This window comes from Corynebacterium breve (assembly GCF_030252165.1).
In the GTDB taxonomy this organism is placed as follows: Bacteria; Actinomycetota; Actinomycetes; order Mycobacteriales; family Mycobacteriaceae; genus Corynebacterium; species Corynebacterium breve.
Window position 1 is genome coordinate 154244 of the sequence record NZ_CP126969.1, and the last position, 24427, is coordinate 178670.

At 58.5% G+C, this 24427-nt stretch carries 22 protein-coding genes and 1 riboswitch; of the genes, 14 read left to right on the plus strand and 8 right to left on the minus strand.

The features are described 5' to 3' along the window. Positions 1–70: 70 nt before the first annotated feature. Together QP027_RS00815 and QP027_RS00820 are read left to right on the plus strand one after the other, a co-directional pair. The gene (locus QP027_RS00815; RefSeq protein WP_284825299.1) at positions 71–859 is read left to right on the plus strand and encodes an HNH endonuclease; all 789 of its coding nucleotides are present in this window, start codon (positions 71–73) and stop codon (positions 857–859) included. Next, positions 859–1149 (plus strand): HNH endonuclease signature motif containing protein, encoded by a 291-nt coding sequence (locus tag QP027_RS00820; RefSeq protein WP_284825300.1) that lies wholly within the window; start codon positions 859–861, stop codon positions 1147–1149. Before QP027_RS00815 ends, QP027_RS00820 begins: the two co-directional genes overlap by 1 nt. Here the strand turns inward: QP027_RS00820 and QP027_RS00825 are convergent. From QP027_RS00825 to QP027_RS00840, 4 genes are all read right to left on the minus strand, one after another. Further along, the gene (locus QP027_RS00825; RefSeq protein WP_284825301.1) at positions 1146–2381 is read right to left on the minus strand and encodes a hypothetical protein; all 1236 of its coding nucleotides are present in this window, start codon (positions 2379–2381) and stop codon (positions 1146–1148) included. The genes QP027_RS00820 and QP027_RS00825 overlap by 4 nt on opposite strands. Further along, entirely contained in the window at positions 2378–3724 is a 1347-nt protein-coding gene (locus QP027_RS00830; protein WP_284825302.1) for a M1 family metallopeptidase, read from the minus strand. The genes QP027_RS00825 and QP027_RS00830 overlap by 4 nt, the downstream gene beginning before the upstream one ends. Before the next feature lie 28 nt (positions 3725–3752). Next, on the minus strand, positions 3753–5729 hold the full coding sequence (locus QP027_RS00835) for a prolyl oligopeptidase family serine peptidase (RefSeq protein ID WP_284825303.1): 1977 nt from the start codon (positions 5727–5729) through the stop codon (positions 3753–3755). Positions 5730–5793: 64 nt separating this feature from the next. After that, positions 5794–6903: an alpha/beta hydrolase gene (locus QP027_RS00840; protein WP_284826875.1), complete on the minus strand. Its 1110-nt coding sequence runs from the start codon at positions 6901–6903 to the stop codon at positions 5794–5796. 531 nt (positions 6904–7434) lie between these two features. Here QP027_RS00840 and lpdA point away from each other — a divergent pair. Next, entirely contained in the window at positions 7435–8847 is a 1413-nt protein-coding gene (gene lpdA, locus QP027_RS00845; RefSeq protein WP_284825304.1) for a dihydrolipoyl dehydrogenase, read from the plus strand. Between the two features lie 75 nt (positions 8848–8922). On the opposite strand, the gene ramB is transcribed toward lpdA, so the two are convergent. After that, positions 8923–10323 (minus strand): acetate metabolism transcriptional regulator RamB, encoded by a 1401-nt coding sequence (gene ramB / locus QP027_RS00850; protein ID WP_284825305.1) that lies wholly within the window; start codon positions 10321–10323, stop codon positions 8923–8925. 440 nt (positions 10324–10763) lie between these two features. Between ramB and QP027_RS00855 the strand changes: the two genes are divergently transcribed. The 8 genes from QP027_RS00855 (at position 10764) to QP027_RS00890 (ending at position 17952) form a co-directional block, all read left to right on the plus strand. Beyond that, a complete protein-coding gene (locus QP027_RS00855; RefSeq protein WP_284825306.1) occupies positions 10764–11522 on the plus strand; it encodes a succinate dehydrogenase cytochrome b subunit in 759 nt (252 codons plus the stop codon). Between the two features lie 14 nt (positions 11523–11536). Beyond that, complete coding sequence (locus QP027_RS00860; RefSeq protein WP_284825307.1) at positions 11537–13546, plus strand: fumarate reductase/succinate dehydrogenase flavoprotein subunit; 2010 nt, start codon at positions 11537–11539, stop codon at positions 13544–13546. Beyond that, complete coding sequence (locus QP027_RS00865) at positions 13546–14295, plus strand: succinate dehydrogenase/fumarate reductase iron-sulfur subunit (RefSeq protein WP_284825308.1); 750 nt, start codon at positions 13546–13548, stop codon at positions 14293–14295. The genes QP027_RS00860 and QP027_RS00865 overlap by 1 nt, the downstream gene beginning before the upstream one ends. Positions 14296–14359: 64 nt before the next feature. Next, positions 14360–14731 (plus strand): hypothetical protein, encoded by a 372-nt coding sequence (locus tag QP027_RS00870; RefSeq protein WP_284825309.1) that lies wholly within the window; start codon positions 14360–14362, stop codon positions 14729–14731. A 263-nt stretch (positions 14732–14994) separates the two neighbouring features. Then, positions 14995–16314, plus strand: a complete 1320-nt coding sequence (locus QP027_RS00875; RefSeq protein WP_284825310.1) for a DUF445 domain-containing protein — start codon at positions 14995–14997, stop codon at positions 16312–16314. 30 nt (positions 16315–16344) lie between these two features. Beyond that, the gene (locus tag QP027_RS00880; RefSeq protein ID WP_284825311.1) at positions 16345–17079 is read left to right on the plus strand and encodes a CGLAU_01105 family protein; all 735 of its coding nucleotides are present in this window, start codon (positions 16345–16347) and stop codon (positions 17077–17079) included. A 39-nt stretch (positions 17080–17118) separates the two neighbouring features. Next, positions 17119–17397 carry a DUF2516 family protein gene (locus QP027_RS00885; protein WP_284826876.1) on the plus strand — a complete coding sequence of 93 codons (279 nt, stop codon included), beginning with the start codon at positions 17119–17121 and terminating at the stop codon, positions 17395–17397. Beyond that, complete coding sequence (locus QP027_RS00890; protein ID WP_284825312.1) at positions 17398–17952, plus strand: hypothetical protein; 555 nt, start codon at positions 17398–17400, stop codon at positions 17950–17952. On the opposite strand, the gene QP027_RS00895 is transcribed toward QP027_RS00890, so the two are convergent. Genes QP027_RS00895 through QP027_RS00905 form a run of 3 tightly spaced genes read right to left on the minus strand, consistent with a single transcriptional unit; the run spans position 17949 to position 20137 of the window. Beyond that, positions 17949–18758: an LmeA family phospholipid-binding protein gene (locus QP027_RS00895; protein ID WP_284825313.1), complete on the minus strand. Its 810-nt coding sequence runs from the start codon at positions 18756–18758 to the stop codon at positions 17949–17951. The genes QP027_RS00890 and QP027_RS00895 overlap by 4 nt on opposite strands. A gap of 57 nt (positions 18759–18815) precedes the next feature. Next, positions 18816–19622 carry a class I SAM-dependent methyltransferase gene (locus tag QP027_RS00900; RefSeq protein WP_284825314.1) on the minus strand — a complete coding sequence of 269 codons (807 nt, stop codon included), beginning with the start codon at positions 19620–19622 and terminating at the stop codon, positions 18816–18818. A 23-nt stretch (positions 19623–19645) separates the two neighbouring features. Continuing rightward, positions 19646–20137, minus strand: coding sequence for a DUF2505 domain-containing protein (locus QP027_RS00905; protein WP_284825315.1), 492 nt, complete (start codon positions 20135–20137; stop codon positions 19646–19648). A 39-nt stretch (positions 20138–20176) separates the two neighbouring features. Here QP027_RS00905 and QP027_RS00910 point away from each other — a divergent pair, with 39 nt between their 5' ends. From QP027_RS00910 to QP027_RS00920, 3 genes are all read left to right on the plus strand, one after another. Further along, positions 20177–21259, plus strand: coding sequence for a UDP-N-acetylmuramate dehydrogenase (locus tag QP027_RS00910; protein ID WP_284826877.1), 1083 nt, complete (start codon positions 20177–20179; stop codon positions 21257–21259). Positions 21260–21289: 30 nt separating this feature from the next. Continuing rightward, a complete protein-coding gene (locus QP027_RS00915) occupies positions 21290–23812 on the plus strand; it encodes a hypothetical protein (RefSeq protein WP_284825316.1) in 2523 nt (840 codons plus the stop codon). A gap of 16 nt (positions 23813–23828) precedes the next feature. Beyond that, positions 23829–23946: riboswitch (SAM riboswitch) on the plus strand. 17 nt (positions 23947–23963) lie between these two features. After that, positions 23964–24419 carry a hypothetical protein gene (locus QP027_RS00920; RefSeq protein ID WP_284825317.1) on the plus strand — a complete coding sequence of 152 codons (456 nt, stop codon included), beginning with the start codon at positions 23964–23966 and terminating at the stop codon, positions 24417–24419. The last annotated feature ends 8 nt before the right edge of the window (positions 24420–24427 follow it).

A 24427-nucleotide genomic window follows, 5' to 3' on the forward strand; every position in this document is an offset into this window, starting at 1 on the left:
TACCAACCTCTATCCACAGTTTTGAGAGGGCGACATTGCACTATTGCGGCGACCATTTAGCGTGGCATTCATGACCGCATTCGAGACATTCGCCGCCAGTTGGGCCGACGCCATCAGCATCCTTGATGGCGCATTCGGCGCGACTGCCGGGGATCTCGTCGAAGCGGGTTTGGACTCGCGAATGGCCCGGAAAGTCGTCCGCCTCGCCGGGGTATATTTCGGCCCAACGCACGCGGGTAAGAAACAGGCCCAAGCGTGCCGCTCAGCGCGCGAAAACCGACATACTTTCAACACACTTGGAGAAATCGAAACATTCGTCGGCAGATTAAAAAACAAAGCCCACGCGTGGGCAATGCGAAAAGCACTGTGCAAAGAACCCGCCAATTTGAAGCGCATCAACGAGCGAGGCAAAGAACTTCTCAGCGAATTTAACGGCCCCGAGCAGCCCGCAAACAAGGCATCGCTGCGCGCGACAGCAATTCCTGATTCCACCTATATGCACTTCCGTGCGTGCGCGCCGGGCCACCTGGTAAAAGCCGCAATGGATGCTCTGACCGAGCACGCCAGCGAAGAGCACCCTGCCGAGCGAGCGATGAAAATCCTTGCTGGTGGGGGAAATCCCGCTGGGCCGGCAGTTGTACCAGCAGTGATCATTTCCATCGACGATGCAGGAGCGCTCATCACTGCCGAGGGCGACGAAGTAATTCTGTCTCTTACCAACGGCACACGGATGCTTGGCGCCGACTTTATTCGCAATGCACTCGCCGACTATGGTTATGCGATGCTGGTGGACCCAGTGCGCGGCCCGATCAATGTGTACCGCACCAGTCGCTTTGCGACGAAAAAAAACAACGCCTAATGGCTTCACTTGAGAATCCGGTGTGTTCTTGGCCAGGATGCGGGGTCGGCGCGGAATACTGCCAAATAAACCACAATCAGGCCTGGTCCGCGGGTGGCGAAACCAACATTGACAACCTTGCTACCGTGTGCAGGTTTCACAATGGGCGCAACGATGATGATAGGGGGAGTCCACGGTACGGATACCTCGACCGTATCGACGGACATGTCCAACACGTCCCACCTTTTCGAGGTCCACCAAAGAAAAACTCCCACCCGGTTGCCCAAGGGGGAGCAATGAGAATCGTTTAGCCCTGCGCGTAAGTCGTGTGCGGGGCTACACGCGCGCGCCCGAGAGCGACTAGATGAACTACGGCACCTGCAAGCGGGCCCACGATCAGCGACGTGCACACAGCAGGAACCAAACCCAGTGAAGACAAAAACAGCGTGCTATACGCCACCACGGAAGCCAAAATCCAACCAGCCACGTACCACGTATGCTGCTCGAGGGCGAGTACAGCTGTTCCAGTCACCATCAGGCTGCCAGCTAGCGCCGACGCGAAAGTAAGCAGGCCGAGGATTAATCCGGGGACGAACAACTCTTCTTTGAATGCAATGCGCAAGATCCACGGGCCTAGTAGCCATGCGGCCACGAAGCCCAACGCACCAATTCCCAGCACTGCAGCTACAGGTCGGGCCACCGCGATGTAGATATGATCCTTCGACTCAACAAAACGCACGACGAGTGCCGATTGAAATCTTTGCAACGGAACCAGGATCGGGGCGCGGGTGAGCGTCACGGCGTTCGCAATACCCGCTATTGTCACTAGCGTCGTCGGATCCTCGTGGGGAAACGCGGCGTTGAGAAAGGTGGGATAGCCGGTGATTAGCGCCGCCGTAGATCCCGACGCAAGCATGGCAGACACTACTCGACGGGCAAAAGCACCCTGGTTTACATCTAGGGCTGTGCGTATGGAAGTTCGCGCAGTAGGCGATAGTCCGAGAATCGCGATCCAGCTGAGCGCGCCAATCACAGTAATGAGAAGGAAAGCTTCCAAACCCCATCCGAGGTACCAAGCGACAATTACTAAAGCTAGGCGGATGCCTGAATCGAGTGCTACGAGTCCGGCATACTGATTCCACAGTTGAGCACCAGACAAAATGCCCGATAGGACAGCCTGGAAGACGTAGCTCATCAAGCCGAAAGCCAAGAGTAGGGATGCGAATTGAGGCGAGGTGGGAACCACTTGCGCCATTAGCAAGAAGCCGAGCGCAAGGGCCACCCCGGCAACAATTGCGGCCACAGCACCGCCGAGCTTCCAGGGATTGGCATTTCTGCGTTGATTGCTTTCGCGTGACCCTGCCACGGCACGCGTAGTTTCTTGCGTGATTCCGTCGACTAATCCGGTTGATGCGAAGAAAAGCCCCCAATAGGCCTGAAAATAGCGAAGCTCCGTTTCCGTATCCAACGGCCACTGGGCAATCCACAGGACAATGAATCCTGACAGGGCTGCAAAGACCGTTGCAAAGGAGAGAGCTCTCATTGTGGGCACTCCGGTAGTTCAGGCAAGAACAACCAGGCGTGCAGGGTGTCGTCGATAAGCGAAGGTTCCACTGAGACGCTGCGGGCTGCCTCGTAGAGTTCGCGCTTCAAATCGACTGGCTCCACCACGCTGTGCCGCCCAGACCCTACATAGCGACGAACTGCTGCGAAGAACGCTTGATCGCCGAGGAGAACCCGCAAGGCATGGAGGGTGATGGCACCGCGCTTGTACACGCGATCGTCGAACATATCCTTTGGACCCGGCGCGCCGACAATAATGTTTTGCGGTTTTCTTTGCAAAGCTTCGTATTCTTTGTCCACGTTGATCTGCACTGGTGTTCCGGTGTATTCGAACCACAGCCATTCGCAATAACAGGCAAATCCTTCGTTGAGCCAAATATCGTCCCACTGCGCCACCCCCAGGGAATTGCCGAACCACTGGTGCGAAAGCTCATGCGCGATCAGGCGTTCCCAACCTTCGAGGTGATTCACACCGAAAATGGACAGTCCCTGGGCCTCGAGTGGGATCTCGAGCTCGTCATCTGTGACGACAACCGTGTAGTCCGAGAACGGGTAATCACCGAAAAGGCCCTCGTAGAAGTCCAGCATCTCCTGCTGGTCTCGAAAAGCAACCCTGGCCTCCGTCGCATGCTCCGGGGTTACCCACGCATGCGTATTGCGCCCTAGGTCGATGCGAATGTATTCGCCGACCTGGATTGTTGCCAAATAGGAAGCCATTTGGAAGGGCGTCTCATAAGTCCAGGTGGTACGACTTCCGCCGCTTTGCTTATCGACGAGTTGCCCGTTCGAAATGACCACATACGGGTCATCGGCGCTGATGCGAATTTTGTAGCTGGCCTTCTCATCTGGCGTGTCGTCGCAAGGGAACCAAGTGGGCGCGCCGTTGGGCTGGCTGGCGACCAGAGAGCCGTTGTCAAGTTCTTCCCACCCAATGTCACCCCAAGTTGTTCGCCGCGGACGGGGGTTGCCACCGTAGTAAATCGTGAGAGTGAACTCAGTGTCGACGGGGATGGGTTCTGCGAAGGTGATGCGAAGTTTTCCGCCGGACTGTTTGAACTTGGCGACTTTCACGTTAATACCAGCGCTCCCGCGGGCGACTACTCGCCGGGCGACCATGTTCTGCTGCAAATCTAGAGTGAGCCCAGGGAGATCCCGCCAGTTCTCGATACGCAGAGTGGCTGTGCCCTCGAGTCGGTTCGGGTCTACTCGGTAGGTGAGATCCAAGTCGTAGTGGCGAACATGGAAGCCAAGGTTGAAATCGACACCGGTGTAGGAATCACGGGTGCCGGGGACCGGGGTGGAGCGCAGCCTTTTCAGTATCATGGTGCGGATCATCCTACTCGGCCACCAGTTACTTAGAGACACGAGTCGCCAGCTTCTCCTCGAGCCAGGAATAGATAAGTGCCTCCACCCGCGAGGTCTGCTCGTTGTCGGCCGCGCCAGCGTGCCCGCCGGCAGTATTTTCGTAGTAGTCGACGGGTTGGCCAGCCTTCGCAAGCGCGAGAGCAAAGGTGCGGGCGTGGGCGGGGTGGACGCGGTCGTCGCGAGTAGAAGTCGTCACGAGTGCCGGCGGATACACGCTTGTCGACGATACGTTGTGCAAAGGCGACCATTTTTCAATCGCAGCGCGTTCCTCGGGATCGTCAGGGTTTCCGTATTCCGCCATCCAGGAGGCTCCGGCGGAAAGGGTGTGGTAGCGAAGCATATCCGTCAGCGGTACTTGGATGACAGCCGCCCCGAATGCCTCCGGGTATTGCACCAGTGCACCAGACGTCAAAAGGCCACCGTTGGATCCGCCGCGAATGCCGATGTGTTGGGCTTCGCAATAGCCGCGCGCAACCAGATCGAGCAGGACCGCGTGGTGGTCTTCCCACACCTTGTGCCTGTTGGTTTTGACCACTTGCGAATGCCATTGCGGGCCAAATTCGCCACCGCCACGCAGATTTGGCTGGACAAAGTAGTAGCCCTTTTCCAACCAGCTAATTCCCCGCACGGCCGAGTACCCCGGGGTTAGCGACACCTCGAAGCCTCCATAGCCACCGACCAGAGTAGGGCGCTTGCCCAAGGAAAAGTCGCCGGTGATGAAGTACGGAATCTTTGTCCCATCGGCGGATTCTGCCCAATGTTGACGAGTTTCCAAGCCGGTGTCGTCGAAAAGCGAAGGTGCTTGCTTTGCTGTCTCGCCGTTGCGAAGCAGCGTCGAAGGCGTGCTAAACGACGACGCGTTGATCCAATACTCGTCGCCATCAAGCGGGCTTGTCGCAACGACTGATGCGGTTGAAGCCTCCGGAATCGCTAGTTCCGAGCGCTGCCACGTGCCTAGCTCGAATGCGCTGATGTGGGTAGCGACGTCGACAAGAGAAGTGACCAGCAGCGTTGACGCTGTGAACGCAAGCGACGCAATTGAGGTGTGGGCATCAGGCACGAGCAACAAGGTGAACTCGCGGCTGCCGTCGAGGAAGCTATCTAATTCGATGACAGCCAATGCTCCGGCAGGCACGGCTCCGAAGTCGGTACGCGGAAGGATAAACAACCACTGCTGGTGTAACACGGGTTCGCAATCGGTGGGGAGTTCGAGGGTTTGCAGGCCGCGTTCGGTAGAAACCGACGTGATCGTGTTGTAAAAATCGATTGCACGAGCTACCACGGTGCGCTCGAAACCTGGCGTGGGATCGTGCCACGCACCCAGGAGCACGTCGTCGTAGTTGCCTCGTGCGAAGACTTCGCTGTCCTCGATGGATTCACCGCGCCGCCAGGTGCGCACTTCGACTGGGTAGCCGGAAGACGTCAACGATTCCTCGCCGGTATCGGTCCCGACCAGCACCGTATCAAGGTCAACCCAGCTCACGTCTGACTTCGCCTCCGGTAGTGTGAATCCATTGCGAAGGAATTCGCACGACGTGATGTCGAATTCGCGGATAACTGTCGCGTCGGCGCCACCTCGGGAGAGCCGGATGAGCGCACGGTCGTAATCGGGGGTTCGGACGTGAGCGCCTTTCCAAACCCAGTCTTCACCCTCGGTGGCGGCGAGTGCGTCGACGTCGATGAGCACCTGCCAGGTGGGGGACTCGGAAAGGTAGCTGTCTAGGGTGGTGCGCCGCCACAGTCCACGCGGGTGGGAGGCGTCGCGCCAGAAGTTGTAAAGGAATTCGCCGCGCCGGGTGACGTAGGGGATGCGGGCCTCGGTGTCCAACACTTCGCGGATTCTGCTTTGCAAGGCGGTGAAGTCACGGCCTGCCAAGGTCTTCGCAGACCAGGATCCGGCCCAGGCGAGGGCTTCGGGGGCGGTGATGTCGTCGAGAAGCTCTGGCGAGATTGAAGTATCCATTGGTTACCAAGCATAAAGGCCCCGGACGAGCCGGGGCCTTTGAGTGTTCGATGCGTTTAGGCGATTACATGCCGAACGCTGGAGCGATGGTCTGGAACCAGGACTTCTCCATGTCTAGGCGCCATGGTGCCCAGGAGTGGGTGCCGGTGTTGCGCAGCTCGAAGTGTGCTGGGATGTCCAGGTGGTCGAGCTTTGCCTTCATGTCGTGGGTGCACTTGTTTACTGCTGCCTCGATGATGCCGCCTTCGATCTGCAGGACTGCTGCGCCTGCGGATGCTGCCTGTGGGTTTGCACCCTGGCCGATGAGGTAGCCCGCGGTGTCGGTCTGGGATGCCAGGCCGGTTGCGGAGGAGATGTAGAGGTCGGTGCCACGGAGCTTATCGGCGTTCAGAAGAGCGTCGTTGTAGCGGTTGGTTGGGCTGCCCATTGGGCCCCACATCATCTCAGGGGTTGCGCCACCACGCTGGAGGGTGAGCTTGAGGTACTGGTTTTCCAGTGGGGAGGAAGTTGCTGCGCAGCCGGAGAAGGATGCTGCTGCGTCGTAGAAACCAGGGTTGTGCTCTGGGAGGAGCAGGGCGGAGGTTGCGGACATGGAGAATCCGACGATTGCGCGGCGGTTGTCTGCCTTGAGTTCGCGCTCGATTGGGCCTGGGAGTTCCTTGGTCAGGAAGGTTTCCCACTTCTGTGGGCCCTTGAGGTAAGGGGTGTGCAGGTCTTCGGTGACCCAGTCGGTGTAGTAGGAGAATGCGCCAGCCTGTGGGATGACGACGTTGACACCCTTGTCCTGGTAGAACTTCAGCTGCTCGGTCTGGCGAAGCCAATCTGCGTCCTGCTCTGCGCCACCTGCGCCGTTGAGCATGTAGACGGTTGGTGCGCCGTCGATGCGGTTTCCGTTTGCGTCCTTCGCCGGAACTACTGCGACTGGGATGTCGCGGTCCATGGATGGGGAGTAGACGTCGTAAGCAAGGATGGTCTTGCCGTCGACGTAAGACAGCCAGGTCTGTGGCTTGCCGGTGGTTACTGCGTGAGGAACGGAAGTGAGCTGCTTAACGACGCCCTGTGCAGCGCCAGCTGCTGCCTGTTCTGGGGTTACGTCTGCTGCGTTGGCTGGTACGGCGCCAGCAGCGATGGCAATTGCAGTGCAAGCTGCGATAACGGAACGCTTGATATTCATAGAGGCGGTGTCTTCCTGAGCTATGTGCATCGAATTATGCATGGATTAAGTACTAGGCGACATTCCTACGAATGCCACATACCTGGGTTATCGTATCGTGTGAGTGAAACGTTAGCCAGGTAACTGTTTGCTGTGAGTTGACTCTAACCCCCATTGGGCTGTTACACAAGTGGAAACTGTGACATAATCCAAAACTGGGAATTGCTTGTGTAACGCTTCCGCGTGCGCGGGCGACAGACCTAGAGAATAATCAACGCCAGCCAAACCCTCATAGAAAAGGAAAAACATGTCTCCTCTAGAAATGATCCAGGTGCAGATCAACGAAGTTTTGGGCGCAATGATCCACGCAGCTTCCTCTGCTTCTTCCGTTGCCGCTTTGGGCATGGGCCTGTTCTAGGACAGCTCTTTATCAGCTAACTTCTGAAAGCGCCTCACAGTGAAAACTGTGAGGCGCTTTCGTTTGCCCCCACAGGGGTGAGAAGGGCAGGGGACTTGGCCCACGGAAACAGACAGACACGTATCCTTGGCTTTGTGACTCAAGAACATTATGACGTAGTAGTACTCGGCGCTGGCCCTGGTGGCTATGTGGCCGCCATCCGTGCAGCACAGCTTGGCAAGAAAGTTGCTGTCATTGAGAAGCAGTACTGGGGAGGTGTGTGCCTCAACGTTGGTTGTATCCCTTCCAAGGCTCTGATCAAGAACGCTGAAGTTGCCAACATCTTCACGCATGAAAAGAAAGCCTTCGGCATCAAGGGCGATGTTGAGATGGATTACTCGGACGCGCACAAGCGTTCCCGCCAAGTCTCTGACAAGATCGTCGGCGGTATCCACTACCTGATGAAGAAGAATAAGATTACCGAGATTCACGGCCTTGGTTCTTTCAAGGACGCGAAGACCATCGAGATCACCGAGGGCGACGATCAGGGCAAGGTTGTTACTTTCGACGACTGCATCATCGCCACCGGTTCCGTGGTGAACACTCTGCGTGGCGTCGAGTTCTCTGAAAACGTTGTCTCTTTCGAGGAGCACATTCTCAACCCTGAGGCTCCACAAAAGATGGTGATCGTAGGCGGCGGCGCGATCGGTATGGAGTTCGCGTACGTGCTCAACGCGTACGGTGTCGACGTCACCCTGATCGAGTACATGGATCGCGTGCTGCCAAACGAGGATCCGGAAATCTCCAAGACCATTGCAAAGGTGTACAAGAAGCTTGGCGTGAAGATCTTGTCGGGCCACGCAACTACCGCTGTGCGCGACAATGGCGACTCGGTCGAGGTCGATTACCAGAAGAAGGGCTCGGATAAGACCGAGACCATCACCGTGGATCGCGTTTTGGTTTCCGTCGGCTTCCGTCCTCGCACCGAGGGCTACGGCCTAGAAAACACCGGCGTCGAGCTCACCGAGCGCGGCGCAATTGCGATCGACGAATACATGCGCACCAACGTTGACGGAATCTACGCCATCGGCGACGTCACTGCGAAACTGCAGCTCGCACACGTTGCAGAGGCACAGGGTGTCGTCGCGGCAGAGGTGATCGCAGGGGCTGAGACCCAGACCCTCGGCGACTACCTCATGATGCCACGCGCAACCTTCTGCAACCCTCAGGTCGCATCCTTCGGCTACACCGAGGAGCAGGCAAAGGAGAAATGGCCAGAGAAGGAAATCAAGGTGTCCACCTTCCCGTTCTCGGCAAACGGCAAGGCTGTCGGCGCGAACGCTACCGAGGGCTTTGTCAAGCTCATCGCAGACGCTGAGTACGGCGAGCTGCTCGGTGGTCACATGGTCGGCGATGGCGTTTCCGATATGACCCCACAGCTGACCCTGGCGCAACGCTTCGATCTCACTGCAGGCGAGATCGCGCGCAACGTCCACATCCACCCGACGATGTCGGAGGCGATGAAGGAAGCAGCGCATGGCATTGAAGGCCACATGATCAACTTCTAAGCTGCTTATCGACGAAAGCGCCAGCCCATGACGGGCTGGCGCTTTTTTCGTTTGTCAGACAGCACTAAATCAGCACTAGTACGGCGCGATGGCAGTTGAGTGCGGATCGATCTCAAGCGGGAGGTGGATCGCCGGGAATGCGCGCTGTGCGCAATGCTGGCGGGGGCAAACGCGACAACCGGAGCCGATCGGTGTGGCTTGTTCGGCATCATCAAGCGGCAGCCCGATGGAATAGATTGTGCGATCGGCGTGGCGCGTCTCGCATCCAAGTCCGATGGCGAAGAGCTTTTCAGTGTCCTGGAACTTGCGGCGGTGGTGGCGCACGGTGCGCGCGATCCAAAGGTAGGTGCGCCCGTCGGGCATTTGGGCGTGTTGGCGGACTATCTCGCCGGGTTGGTTGAACGATTCGTAGATGCTCCACAGGGGACAGGTGCCACCCGAGGTGGAGAAGTGGAAGCCGGTTGCCGACTGCCGCTTGGACATGTTGCCGGCTCGGTCGACGCGCACGAAGGTAAACGGCACGCCACGTAGGTTCGGGCGCTGCAGAGTAGAAAGTCGCGAAGCGACGGTCTCGTAGCCCACCCCGAAAGCGTTGATCAAGTAGTCGACGTCGTAGCCGACCTGTTCGGACTCCTTGTGGACAAGTCCGTAGGGGAGAATCGTCGCAGCCGCGAAGTAGCTCGCCACACCGCGGCGCGCGAGGTTGATCGACGCCTCCGAGGTGAATGGCTCGTCGGCAAGCGCTTCGTCGATAAGCTCGGATGCCTCGAGGTATGCGAGCTCGCTGGCCATGCGGAAGGCGCGCTGTCCGGTGGAGAGGATGGTTGAGAGTTCGAGGAGGCCGCGTTCGGGGTCGAAGGAGTGCAGGGTGCCGTCGACACCGGACATCGAGGTGACTTCGATGTTGTGGCGGGAAACGAGGCGGTCGCGGATGGCTTCTTCGGTCTCGCGGATGCCGAACTGGCTCACGCCGAGGTCGAGGGAGAGGCGCTCGGCGGTGTGGTCGATCTCGTTGAGGTAGTTCTGGCGCGAGTAGAAAAAGTCGCGCACCTCGTCGTGCGGCATTGAAATCGCCTGCGAGGTCTTGCGGGTATCGGTGGCCATCGTGAGCTTGTCACGCACGTTGCGGTAACGGCGGTGCATGTCGACCATGGCACGCGCGACGGTGGGGTGGTTGTAGACCAAGTCGGAAAGCTCTTGGATCTCGACGTCGCTGGCGGCAATCTCTTGGTCGGCGACGACGTCTTTGAGCTCAGCGAGGAGCCGGGAGTCGTCGTCACGCGAGAAGAACGTGGCATCCACGCCGAAAGCCTCGGTAATGCGCAGCAGAACAGGCACCGTCAGTGGTCGGACGTCGTGTTCGATTTGGTTGACGTAGCTGGCGGACAGGTCAAGGGCGCTTGCGAGGGCGGCTTGGCTGAGGTTGCGCTCGCGGCGGAGTTGGCGAAGGCGTGAGCCCACGTACGTCTTACTCATGCGGACAATTCAATCAAAGATTGCGAAGATGTGTGTGAAAAACACTGTGAAGAAACTTAACTGCCCAGGAAGCTGGACTTAACCAGACATGCAGGTTTTTGGTCCAAACGAAAGATGCACCCCGGAAGGGTGGGGTAGGGTGTCGCACCCCTGTCGAACGGTGCTCTCGTGCGCAAAATCACAGTACGGCCGTTCCGGTAAGTCTCTGGCCTGCAAAGCGAAGCGGATCGATACTGTGGGTTAACTGGGATCTCGCTGCGTGCGCGGTAGGTGGGGTGCGATCTACACAAGCTTGCAAAGCGTGGCCTGTGAAGATTGGTCACACCTAACCTGATCTGGCGTTTTGCACCCTTACAAAGGGGGTGGCCCAATCGGAATACCCCGATCGCTGTGACGCGACCAACTCTAAGCCGTAAGGTAATAGCGACACTGGAGGTGCCATGACTGTACAAAACGCAGACCGTGACTCAATTCGTCACGGAAAAATCACTGAAAAGCCGCTGCGCGAGCGGCCATCTTTCCCAACCTGGGCAATCAAACTGACAATGGCCATTACCGGCCTGCTTTTCGCGCTTTTCGTCCTCGGCCACATGGTCGGTAACTTGAAGCTCTTCATGCCGGCAACTGATGGAGTGCCTGCACTGGACTCGTACGGTGAGTTCCTGCGCACCATCGGCTACCCACTGTTCCCACGTGAGGGATTCCTGTGGATCATCCGCATCGTGCTGCTGGTTGCAATCGTGCTTCACTTCTACGGCGCATTTGCGCTGCACGGTCGCTCCAAGCGCTCCCGCGGCAAGTTCAAGCGCACCAACCTCATGGGTGGTTTGCAGTCCTCTGCAGCTCGCTACATGCTGGTCACCGGCGTGATCTTGCTGCTGTTCATCATCTTCCACCTGCTGGACCTCACCATCGGTGCAGGCGTTGCATCCGCTTCCTTCGAGGCAGGCGCTGTACATAACAACATGCTCGCAACGTTCGCTCCTGAACGCTGGTGGGTCACCCTGATTTACGTCATCGCCAACTTGGCGCTGTTCCTGCACCTGACCCACGGCATTTACCTCGCGGTTTCTGACCTCGGCTGGTTGGGCAAGCGTGGACACGCCATCATGGTCATCTTGGCCTACTGGCTGCCAGCGATCGTCGTAATCGGCAACATCATCTTGCCGCTGTCCATTACTTTCGGTCTGGTTTCGTAGGAGAAGATTCTTAAATGACTATCACTGAAAACGCACCGCGCGCTGAGTTCAACCACCCAGCGTCGATCGTTGATGGCGTCTCTGCTGGCACCATCCTCGAAAATGCAGAACCAAAGGGCGTCCCAACCAAGGACATGTGGGAGTACCAGAAGGACCACATGGAGCTGGTCTCTCCTCTGAACCGCCGCAAGTTCACCGTCCTCGTTGTCGGTACCGGCCTGTCCGGTGGCGCAGCAGCTGCTGCTCTCGGCGAGCTTGGCTACAACGTCAAGGCGTTCACCTACCACGATGCACCACGTCGTGCTCACTCCATTGCTGCACAGGGTGGCGTGAACTCCGCTCGTGGCAAGAAGGTTGACAACGATGGCGCGTACCGCCACGTAAAGGACACCGTGAAGGGTGGCGACTACCGTTGCCGCGAGTCTGACTGCTGGCGCCTAGCGGTTGAATCCGTCCGCGTCATCGACCACATGAACGCAATCGGCGCTCCGTTCGCTCGCGAATACGGCGGCGCACTGGCTACCCGTTCCTTCGGCGGTGTGCAGGTCTCCCGTACCTACTACACCCGTGGACAAACGGGCCAGCAGCTGCAGCTGTCGACCGCATCGTCGCTGCAGCGCCAGATCCACCTGGGCAACGTTGAGATCTTCACCCACAACGACCTGGTTGATGTCATCGTGACCGAGAAGGACGGCAACAAGCGCTGCGAGGGCATCGTGACCCGTAACCTGATCGACGGCACGCTGACCGCTTTCACCGGCCACGCAGTCATCCTGGCAACCGGTGGTTACGGCAACGTCTACCACATGTCCACACTGGCAAAGAACTCGAACGCTTCCGCAATCATGCGCGCGTACGAGCAGGGTGCATACTTCGCATCCCCTTCGTTCATCCAGTTCCACCCAACGGGCCTGCCGGTCAACGCGACCTGGCAGTCGAAGACCATTCTGATGTCGGAGTCGCTGCGTAACGACGGCCGCATCTGGTCCCCGAAGGAAAAGGGCGACGATCGCGATCCGAACACCATTCCTGAGGAAGAGCGCGACTACTTCTTGGAGCGCCGTTACCCAGCATTCGGCAACCTGGTTCCACGTGACGTTGCGTCCCGTGCGATCTCCCAGCAAATCAACGCTGGCTACGGTGTGGGCCCACTGACCAACTCTGCATACCTGGACTTCCGCGACGCAATCGAGCGCCTCGGCGAGGACACCATCCGTGAGCGTTACTCCAACCTCTTCGAGATGTACCAGGACGCAATTGGCGAGGACCCATACAAGACTCCAATGCGTATTGCACCGACTTGCCACTTCACCATGGGTGGCCTGTGGACCGACTTCAACGAAATGACCTCGATTGATGGTCTGTTCGCAGCTGGTGAGAGCTCTTGGACCTACCACGGTGCAAACCGTCTGGGCGCTAACTCCCTCCTGTCGGCATCTGTTGACGGCTGGTTCACCCTGCCGTTCACCATCCCGAACTACCTTGCCCGCCACCTGGGTGAGGACAAGCTCGCGGAGGACTCCGCAGAAGCACAGGCGGCACTGGAGCGCGCACAGGCTCGTTACGACCGCATCATGAACATCAACGGTCCTGAACCACACGGCCCTGAGTACTACCACCGCCAGCTGGGCGAAATCCTGTACAAGTACTGCGGTGTTTCCCGAAACATCGAAGGCCTGCAGCAGGGTATCCGTGAGATCCGCGAACTGCGCGAAGATTTCTGGACCAACGTCAACGTCCCTGGCGACACCGACTACATGAACCAGGTTGTCGAAAACGCACAGCGCGTTGCTGACTACATTGACCTGGGCGAGCTGATGTGTGTTGACGCACTGGACCGCGACGAGTCCTGTGGCGCACACTTCCGCGACGACCACCTCTCCGAGGACGGCGAGGCAGAGCGTGACGACGACAACTGGTGCTTCGTCTCCGCGTGGGAGCCAGCAGGCGAAGGTAAGTTCATTCGCCACGCAGAGCCTCTGTACTTCGAATCGATCCCGCTGATGACAAGGAACTACAAGTAATGAAACTGACACTTGAGATCTGGCGTCAGGCCGGACCTGAAACTGAAGGCGCTTTCGAGACCGTTCAGGTTGACGATGCTGTTGAACAGATGTCGATCCTGGAGCTCCTCGATCACGTCAACGCAAAGTACATCGAAGCAGGCAAGGAGCCATTCGCATTCGCTTCTGACTGCCGCGAAGGCATCTGCGGCACCTGTGGCCTGACCGTGAACGGTCGCCCACACGGTGCAGGCAAGAACACTCCTGCTTGCCAGCAGCGTCTTGTGAACTACAGCAACGGCGACAAGCTGAAGATCGAGCCTTTCCGCTCCGGCGCATTCCCAGTGATTCGCGACATGGTCGTAGACCGTTCCGCACTGGATCGCGTGATGCAGCAGGGTGGCTACGTCTCCATCATGGCTGGTACTGCCCCAGACGCAGATACCCTGCACATGAACCACGACAACGCTGAGAAGGCACTCGACTTCGCTGCCTGCATCGGCTGTGGCGCTTGTGTTGCTGCATGCCCTAACGGTGCGGCTCACCTGTTCACCGGTGCAAAGATCAACCACCTCAAGCTCACCCCACTGGGCAAGGAAGAGCGTGGCAAGCGTGCACGCCAGATGGTTGATGAGCTCGAGACCAACTTTGGTCACTGCACCTTGTTCGGTGAGTGCGCTGACGTCTGCCCAGCAGGCATCCCACTCGAGGCTGTCGGTGCGATCAACAAAGAGCGCGCACGAGCAGCATTCCGGGGCAAGGACGATTAGGGTTTACACTTAGAATAAAGTGTCTTCCCAGTAAGACGATTACAAACGAAAGAGAGACAAGGCAATGAGTGCTGAGAACTCTGTAGCGGACATCAAGACTGAGTCCCACCCGGAATACTCCGGCGGTCAGCTGCAGGACACCTACATCGATGGTTATGAACCTAACTCCTTGACTGCACCACATTCGTCGCTTCAGCGCACCTCCACGTGGGTAGCAATGGGAATGATCATGGCCGGCATCGCAACCTGCGGCATCCTGATCTACGGCATCGGCACTGGTCTTTGGGGCAACGGCACCTCGCCGGATCTCTCCAAGAACCTCACCATCATTGGCGCTATTCTCACCGTTGTATTCTTCGTCGGCGGAGCTGGCCTGCTCCACTACGGTCGTCGCTACTACCGTCAGTACCGCGCAGAGACTGGTCGCAAGAACTAGTTAGCCAGCTTTCATCCCCTCTGAACTGCCACAACGGCAGGCCAGAGGGGATTTTGCCGTGTATTGGTAGGTAACCGCCAGTGTTTCGTCGTAAAGCAGGCATATGATGGCGTGCATGCGTGGATACAAGATTTTGGCGGTGCTGACTGGACTGATTACATTGCTCACCGCTTGGGTCCTGTTCGAGGCGGCGCTGTCGTACCTGTAACGAGAACTAAGGACCGCCCTGCTATACATGATCAACTGAAAGAATGACTTCGAAAATGGGTAGAAACACCTCCGCCGATACAGATCAGGCTGCGGGCGCGCAGCTGCCGGGGATGAGTCCGGAGAAGGAAGCGGAACGTCGTAAGGCGCTGCGCCGGCACCAAGCCATGGCGACCAGCCTGCTGGTGATCGCGGCCGTGGTTTTCATCGCGTGCTCTTGGTGGCAATCGCAGGGCACAGCCCCGGCATGGATCGGATACCTCCGTGCGGCAGCAGAGGCGGGCATGGTCGGTGGCATCGCGGACTGGTTCGCAGTCACCGCACTATTCCGTCACCCGATGCGCATCCCGATCCCTCACACGGCACTGGTCCCGCGAAAGAAGGACCAGTTAGGCGAGGCTCTCTCGGGGTTCGTCGGCGACAACTTTCTTAACGCTGAGCTGATTACAGAAAAGGTCGCGCAAGCAAGCATCCCGGAGAAAGTGGGCGAGTGGATGGCCCAACCCGACAACGCCGTGGTTGTCTCCCGCAAGGCCGGCGAGTTTGCCGCGTATGCCCTGCGCTCGCTGGATCCGAAGGATGCGGAAGAGATCATCAACTCTCAAGTGATCTCGCGCCTCGCTGAACCAACGTGGGGTCCGCTCGCGGGCCGCGCGCTCGAAGGTCTCATCGAAGATGGGAAAACGGAGCCACTCATCGATGCTGTGATCAGCTGGGGGCGGGAGAAACTCGACGGCATGGAAACATCCATCGTTTCGCTTGTCGACGAGCGCATGCCCAACTGGGCTCCGCGCTTTGCCAAGGAGCTGGTCGGAGACAAGGTCTACCGCGAGCTTGTCGATTTCATGGCCGATGTCGACGCGGATAACAATCACCAGGCGCGCCAAGCGCTGCGGAAGCAACTGCATCAGTTAGCGCAGGATCTTCAATTCGATGGCGTGATGATTAGCCGTGTGGAGGCGTTGAAATCAGACGTCATGGGTTCGGCCGCAGTCCAAGGCGCTGCCTCAGAGATTTGGGCGAGCGTGTCGTCGTCGCTCATTGATGCCTCGCTGGATCCTGACTCCACTTTGCGCAAGCGTGTTGAAGAGCTTGCGATCTACTGGGGTGAAAAGGTGCAGAATGATGCCGACGTCCGCGACTACCTAGACAAGATGATCCTAGGCACCGTGAGCTACTTGGCCGACAACTACGCGGGCAGTGTATCGGCAATTATTTCAGAGACTATTGAGCGCTGGGATGCCGACGAGGCCAGCGAGAAGATCGAGCTCATGGTGGGTAAAGACCTCCAGTACATTCGCGTGAACGGTACCGTGGTCGGTGCACTTGCAGGTTTACTTATTTATACTTGTAACCAGCTGCTCTTTGGCGTTTAGACCTCCCAACTATCAAAGGATTGATTTCGGATGACTGACAACATGAATAACCAGGCAGAAAACCAGGCAGAAAACAACAACAATGACTCGGTGCTGGATTCCCTGAAGGACGCAGGCGAGGCTTTTCTCGTTGCAGGTGGCCGTCTCGGCGACGTTGTCGGTGATTTCACCAAGCGCTTCAAAGAGGAACGCACCGCTGAGCAGCCGGTTGGCGCTCACATGATGGCAGATGAAGTCGATGCGAACGACACTCTCGTGCAGCAGATGAAGGCTGCAGTCTCCCGCGCACGTGACTCGTTCAAGGAAGCTTCGAGCAAGGATGAGTACAAGAACGCAAGCGTTGCCTTTGCGGGCGACGCGGAGGGCATCGTTCGCGATCTCGCGGGTTCGGTAAACCGTGCGGCGCGCGGAACCAAGGATACTGCTCAAGCAGACGAAGCTCGCACCGCGCTGAATGACGCAGTGAGCCAAGTTCGCGAAGGCTTTGACAAGGCAGTGTCCCAGGTGCGCGATCGTGCGGCTTCCTCCAATAACGCAGAGGCAAAGACCGAGAGCGAAGGATTCATCAACGATGCGCGGGGCTTTCTAGACAACATGATCAACCGGATTTCCGATGCCCTCAACCGCGATGACGCAGACGATATCAAAGATGCGGCAAACTCCAACGCAGAGCAAGCGCACGCAGAGAAGCCTGCTGAAGTGATCGACGGAGAAGTTGTTAATATTGACGATGATTCTGATACTTCTAAGGGAGACTCCATCTAGATGGGCGTTTTTTCATCGTTTTCTACCACCGACTGGATTATGTTCCTGCCGAGCATGCTCGAAGGATTCATGTTCCTCCTCATCGCTATCGCGGGCCTCGTCGGCGCAGCTTTGGCTGCCATGACCCGCGAGGATGCGTTTGACGCAGCGAACCGCCAGAGCAAGTGGATCTGGGTCGCGATCCTGGCTGGCAGCGGCTTGGTGTGCCTGACTCCGATTCCAATTCTGCCGTGGGTCGGTGCCGTTGCGATCGGCCTGTACTACTTTGACGTGCGCCCCCAGATCAGCAACATCTTGCGCGGAAACTTCGGCTGGTAAATGAACGATTTTGAGTGGCTCGTCTCCCGCGTTGGCACGTTTGCGGTGGGGCGGGCCACTTTTGGCGATGTGGGGGACAATGCCGCGGGCATCGTAGTCGAGCCAACACATATTTCGGTCGCCGCGACGCGCACAAATCGCGTAGCTGCCCTCATCGGGTGGCCCACCGGCCGACACCACAGCCTGATCAAGGCCGCCGAGGCACGCCTCGCGCTTGACCAAGGGGCTGCGGAGGTGTGGGTGGTCGTCGATAAGCATGCCGACGATACGGCGATCCTGACTGACCTCATCGCGGTGGGCCAGGGGATCGACGACCAAGCGAAGTTCGGCGTCGTGGTGCCAGATACGTCTCCGCACATTGCAGGCTTGGCTCAGAAGGCCGGTGCGCACCGCATCGCTTGGCACATCACTGGTCGCGACGTAGCTCTTCCGCCTACGACAATCGACGCGGTAGCTTTCGGGGAACTGCAAGGAATCGAGCAGACTATGGCGCTGCTAGAGGCGGGGGTCAGTTACGTGTTTGCTACCGATACCTCGGCGGCAACGGCGAGCTAGAGGGCCTGCTGCTGGGTGACGCTGCTGTTCGCTACGTCCTTTAGCGGCACGTTCTCACCGGTGATGGTCATGCGGAACCCATCGGGGATGACGGTGAACTCTTGGATGCGCATATCGCCGGTGACTTCTTGCTCCATGCCCTCTTGAAGGACCTGAGTGAGGTGATCGACCCACTCTTGGGGGATGTCAAACCCAACGAGTGCTCCCGAGGTTGCCTCGAAAGTTAGGCTGCCGTCCACCATGACCGGGCGAAGTTCCAAGAGAAAGAGGTTAGGGACATATCCGTTGCTCAGGGCGATGTCGAAAGTGCCGGAGCTGTGGTTAGCTGTCACATCGGAAATCTCAAAGAGCTTGGTCAGGAAGCCAAAACCGTCTTCGCTTTCAGCGGTCTGCTCCAGCTGTCCCTGTAGAAGAGCTCGGATGAAGTCATCGGGAAATTCGGTGGTGGCCGTCATGCGCTCGGCTACCGGTTCATCGGACAAGGACATGTCTTCGACTTTGATGGTCGATGCGGGGTTGCCCCGGACCGTAGTTCCTTCGATGCTCAGCGTGGACGGCACGGTCATTTCCATTTCAGGAAGTTTGCGTTGCATCAAACCAAGGACAAGCGGGTAGGCGCCGAAAGAGACTTCTGCCTCTTCTTCGATGTTCGCTCCCGCGGCGATTGCTTCTTCCTCGAATCCGCTTTTCATCTGGTCCGCAAGGAACCAGCGAGCACCTGCCTCAGCAGCAAGGATGATCACCAAAAGGGCAGCAAGCACCCCGAGGATGACTTTCCAGGCAGTTGAAGACTGTGATCGACTCATAGTGGTATCTTCCCTCAAAACAGCCCAAGGTGCCAACCATTGGTCAATCGTCCCAAATTAGGGCGCAACGTGCTGCCAATCAACGGTGAGGGTATTGTCGCGAATTCGGCGCCGAACCGGGTGCAAGGGGACACCTTCGGCCAGCAGAATCTCGCGGGCAGCCCGCCACCGTACGCGAGGGCCATAAGGCTCCCACCCAGCGGCTCGGTCCCATGCATCGTCGGCAGCGGAGAAAATGTCATAGATCTTCTCGCCCGGGCGGTTGAGATGAATCAGCTTCTTCGGCAAACGCTCGGCCACATCGGAGGGTTTTTCCACGTCGTGGGGGTCCCAGGCCAGAGTTAATGTCAGCGGCCCGGTTTCGTCGAGAAGCACCCAGGCAGCCCTGCGACCAATCTCGTCGCATGTGCCCTCCACAAAGTAGCCCCCGGGCGCAAGCCTGGAGCAGACTTCTTCCCAGACCATGTCCACTTGGTCTTCTGCGTATTGGCGCAACACGTTGAAAGCGCGCACAAAGTGCGGGCGGTACCCGGCTAGTTCGAAGCCACCGAGCTCGAAGCGCACCCCGTCGCGTGGTGGCAGGACCCTAGCGGGGTCGATCTCGAGTCCCACCACTTCCACACCGGGGTTGAGTCGCCGGAGCCAGCCTGCCCACTCCACGGTGGTGGTGTAGCTGGCACCGTAACCCACATCGACGGCAAGAGGCTTGTCTGCGCTGCGCAGATACGAGCTTAGTTCGGGGTGATAGTAGGTCCACCGGTCGGAGCGGCGGAGACGATTAAACCCTGTGGTGCCACGGGTGATGGTGCCAAAAGGCCGGCCAGCCCCTGACTGCGCGCGCAGATTATGGGCATGGCCGGCCATCGGAAAACGAAACCTCGGAGAGTCTAGAGATTCTCGGTGATCCAGGTGTTGGTCAGGTCAGCTTCCTGCTGGAAGAGGTCACCGAGTGCGTCGCCAACCTTGGGCTCAATAGCTGGGCCCATGAATGGGATGTTGATGGAGATTTCGTTGTCGTAGTTGAGGGTGGTGGTGTCGCCCTCGCCAACAAGCTTGATGTCTCCGCCAAAGTCGACCGGGGTGCCCTTGACGTCAGCTTCGTACTTGATGTCTGCCTTGTTGTCTACAAGTTCGCCGACGGTGATGACGCGCTTCACCTTCAGGGACTGAGAAACCATGGAGCGGACTGCCTCTGGAAGAAGGTCCATCGGGAGGACCTCAAACAGGGTTGCAACGTTGCCGGTGAACTCGTTGACCTCGCCTGGTTCTGGGGAGAGGTTGGCCACAATGTAGGCCCAGTAATCGGCATTGGTTAGCGCGGCGTGGACTTTTTCTGCCGGCTGATTGATAGTTACGGTATTTTCGCTACGAGTTGCCATGCCAAACAGACTACCGTGGTAGACGTGTCTGATTCATCTATGGCCCGCTTTGACGGCCCCTTACTTGAGAAACTATCCGCTGTTGCAGGCCTTGAGATCCTCGAACCGGTTGCCTTCGCGCAGCTCACCAGCCTTCATGTGGGAGGTACTCCGCGCGGTATGGTTCGCGCCACTACCAGCGATGCCCTTGCACACGCGGTCAAGCTTCTCGACGAAGCCTCCGTCCCACTCCTCGTCGTCGGGGGTGGCTCTAACCTGGTCGTTGCGGAAGGTGACGTAGACCTTGTGGTGGTTCTCGCAGCGAATGACGCGGTCAACGTGTCCGAGCAAGGGATTGTGCACGCCGAGGCCGGTGCGGTGTGGGATTCCGTTGTGGCAACGACCGTTGAGCACGGCCTGTCCGGTATCGAGGCCTTGTCGGGTATCCCCGGTTCCGCGGGTGCGACCCCGGTTCAAAACGTCGGCGCTTACGGTGCCGAAGTGGGTGATGTCTTGACCCAGGTCAAGTTGTATAACCGTGAGACCAAGGAAACAGGCTGGGTTAAGCCCGAGCAACTGGAGTTGGCCTACCGCTACTCAAACTTGAAGTTCACCAACCGTGCGGTCGTGTTGGAGATCGAGATGGAGCTAGATCCTTCCGGCGTATCGATCCCACTTCGCCATCTGGGCGGCCAGCAGGTTCCTGTCGCTGAGGCCCGTGCTTCAGTTCTGGAGTTGCGTGGCCAAAAAGGCATGGTCATCAATCCCGAGGATCATGACACCTGGTCGGCGGGCTCCTTTTTCACCAACCCGGTCGTCGATAAGGCGCTGGCGGACGAGATCGAGGCCAAGGTCGGGGAGGAAGGCATGCCGCGTTTTGCTCAGCCCGATGGTCGCGAGAAGCTCGCCGCTGCATGGTTGATTGAGCGCGCCGGGTTCCGCCGCGGCTACCCGGCCGAGGACGCGCCAGTGCGCTTGTCGACGAAGCATACGTTGGCCATCACGAACCGGGGTGGTGCCACCGCCTCTGACGTGGCCGGGCTAGCGCGGACGATCCGCGATGGTGTCGAGCGCGAATTCGGCGTGCGCTTGGTGCCGGAACCGGTCTGGATCGGGATGGATATCGACGATATCCAAAAGTGAATCTCGTTCCCGTTTACTAAGCTAGAACGCATGCAGCTGTCCGATATTAGACGGCGTTGGCTGATAGCCCGTCGCGAATTCGCCCTAGGCGAGATATCGGGCACCACTTTTCTGGCTGAAATCGACTCGCTCCGTGCACACGCCGACGAGATCGGGGCCGACGAACTCCGCTACGATATCGACCTATCTGCAGTTCCAGCATTGTCAGAAAACCGTCCTGACGAGCTGCTCACCCTGATCCCACAGCTGCGCACGATGCACCAGAGTGATCCCCAGCGGTTTCCCGATCACCCGCGTGGCAGCGAAGAAGCGATCGATGGTCGCTCCGTGGTGAGCTACTTTGACACCCACATTGCGCGTTCGCCCGCGATCGCAGCCCTCAATGCTTCGGTACCATGCCGCCTCATCTACGAGCTCCTGCGCGTGGTCAACGCCGAGCTTGACGACGAACACCGCCACGAAATCGAACTCGCCGTCGCTGTCGTCCTTGGCGACCAGCGCGAAGTGATCAGACTATTTCTCACCCTCCCCGATATTGATCCCCAACTACCAAGCGACGAGCGCTACTTCCGTGCTTGGAACCGCGTGCTGGGCCTGCTCACCCTAGGTCGCTATGACGAAGCGATCGATATCGCACGGTCACTCGCGGATGAGTGTATGACCAGCGCGCTCCCCGCCGGTATTTTGGCGAGATTAGTGGGACCGTTGTCACATGAGCTCGACCGGGAAACCATGGTGCAGTGGGTGAACCTGATTCTTAAATCGTCGGTGGGAGTTCCTGAGCTTGCCGATGCTGCGGTGCTTGCCGCGGCCTTCCTCGCCGAGGCGGGCCTTATCGACGCCGCTGTGCGCCTTGTTCACGCGGCGGCATTCGACGTAGACACTTTTGCCCCCGACGCCACGATGACGGTATTGGCGAGGGCACTGGGCATCATTTTCGGGGCGGCAGAGCGCGCCGGGTATGGCACTCTGCTAGTCACTCGATTTACCACCCCGCGTTGGCAGCGCGTTTTTGCAGGCAGTGACGGCACGGTGGCTGACTTGGCTCGACGTGCCCGCAGCTTTGCCTCGCGTACCGCTGCACTTTTTGGCGAACGCAACGGCAACGACTCCTTCACACGCTACATCTTCGCCCCCACAGACATCCCGCCCGTCGACCGCGCGGAACTCGCGGGAACCGTCGTCGATGACACGGCATTGAGCCGCGATAAACCAATTTCGGTCTACCCACGGCCAAAGTTGCTTCCGGAACACGTCGAAGCATTTTTCTATGAGGCCATGGGCGATGAAGCAGGCGTCAGCAATGCGCTCGCACGCGCCGCAGTACTACCTGAGCAGGACGATCTATCAGAGCTCTATCGTCTGCGAGAAAAGCTCATCACCTCGGACGACGACATTGCTCTCGACGCTGCCCACGAGCTGGGAGAGCTCTACCTGAAAGCGGGCGAGGCCGCGCGAGAACTGATCCGCACTGAACTGTTGCTCTCTGCCTCGTTGCTCGACACCGACACTCTCCTGGGAATAGCTGTCCAAGCGCTACCTTCAATCGCGGCCTTGGACACCGCGTCGGGAGTTGGCCTGGCCTTGGATGTCGCTGCACAGTTGGCGACGATCACCGGCCGCGGCGACGCTTGGCGGGCAGTCATCGACTACGCAGCCGATCTCGTGCTTTCGGACGTATCCAAAGGCGAAGAGAAACTCATTGCCTCCGACCTTGGTGAACTTACGCAAGAAGCCGTGCGTGGTGGAGATTATCTCACCGCGCTGTTGGTCAATCGTCGTCTCTTGCGCATTTACGACGAAGGGTATGAAGGCGCCAACGCAAGCATCTGGTCGATCAACACTTACTTGGGGCGCGCGCAGCTCTTGTCATCGGTGGGTAACTCGCGCGCGGCTCTTGAACCAGCGGAGATCGCCCAGCGCTTGGCCATCGAGGCGGGAAACGACGAGCGCCACATCCAGGCGGTCGCCGTTCGCATCGAGATATTGTTTGAAAACCGCGATCTGCGCACGGCCTCCGCGCTGTCGCGCCAATACCGCGATATCCCGACTGGCAAGTATCCGCTGCAGGAGTTCCTGTTACGACACGGACAAGCAATGGTGGCCTGTACTTTGGTCGAGCCGAATTTCACCGAGACATGGCCAGAGTGGTCAACCTTGTTTACCGAGGCCGGAGCGCGAGTGCTGCGCCGTGAGAAGGATTCCGCCTCACTCGTATTGCGCCGCACCTCCACTTTGGTGACATTGCTGGGATCGTTGAACCATCCCGTGGAAGCTGAGGACCTTGCCGCATGGTTGGTGTCTACGGCCTCTGCGGTCGCTGACGACGAGGTCCTCAACGAGGCTCTGTTACATCAAGCCACGCTGTTTTTCCAGCACAACAAGCATTCCAACGCTGGTTTGATCTTAGAGTCGGTGATCCAGCGCGCCCACCGGATCGGCGACACCACCAACCTCAACCGGGCGCTGCGCACGCTGGAGAGCTGGGCCCTGCACGCCGATGACCCGGAAGTCAGCCAAACCTACCTGACGATCATGATCGGAATTACTTAGCTATACTGTTTTCCACGATCAAGAAGCGTGGCCGTTTAATGCCCTTCGGCAGGCCCGCTGGCAACCGCGTTCGCACACGGTGCCCCCGAAGGAAGATCGGCCTTGCAGCGAGGTGCTGTGAGGAAGAGCGATTCTTAAAGGAGCAGTTCCGATGCAGGAACCCCGAATGGTCCGCGTTCCCCGCACGTGCGGAAGGTTCGCCACCGGCCACGATGTCTATTTCAAACGAGCCGAGCACGCGTTGCGCAGCGACGCCTGGCTGCCCGTTACCGACATGTGCGTCGTAGGACAGTTCGCCGAGTTCACCGCGAACGACAAAAAGGTTGTGGGCTGGAACCATGATCACATCGAACTACGCAGGCTTATCGACGAAGCCTCCCGCGACCCACTCATCACGATTGGGTGGCTGGCCACGTCCCAACTTTTGCGCTTCGACCGCGGCGAAAACCGTACCTACATGGTCGGCTTGACTAGGCGCTATGACCGCCTCGGCTGCTATAAATCGCCGGGTGACTGGAAGGGTGCCAGGTTGCGTCGCGATCCGGTGGGAGATGTGGCCGATCTGATCAAGCAACTTTCCCAGATCAGCCGGGAGTTAGGACAGTAGCGCGAAAA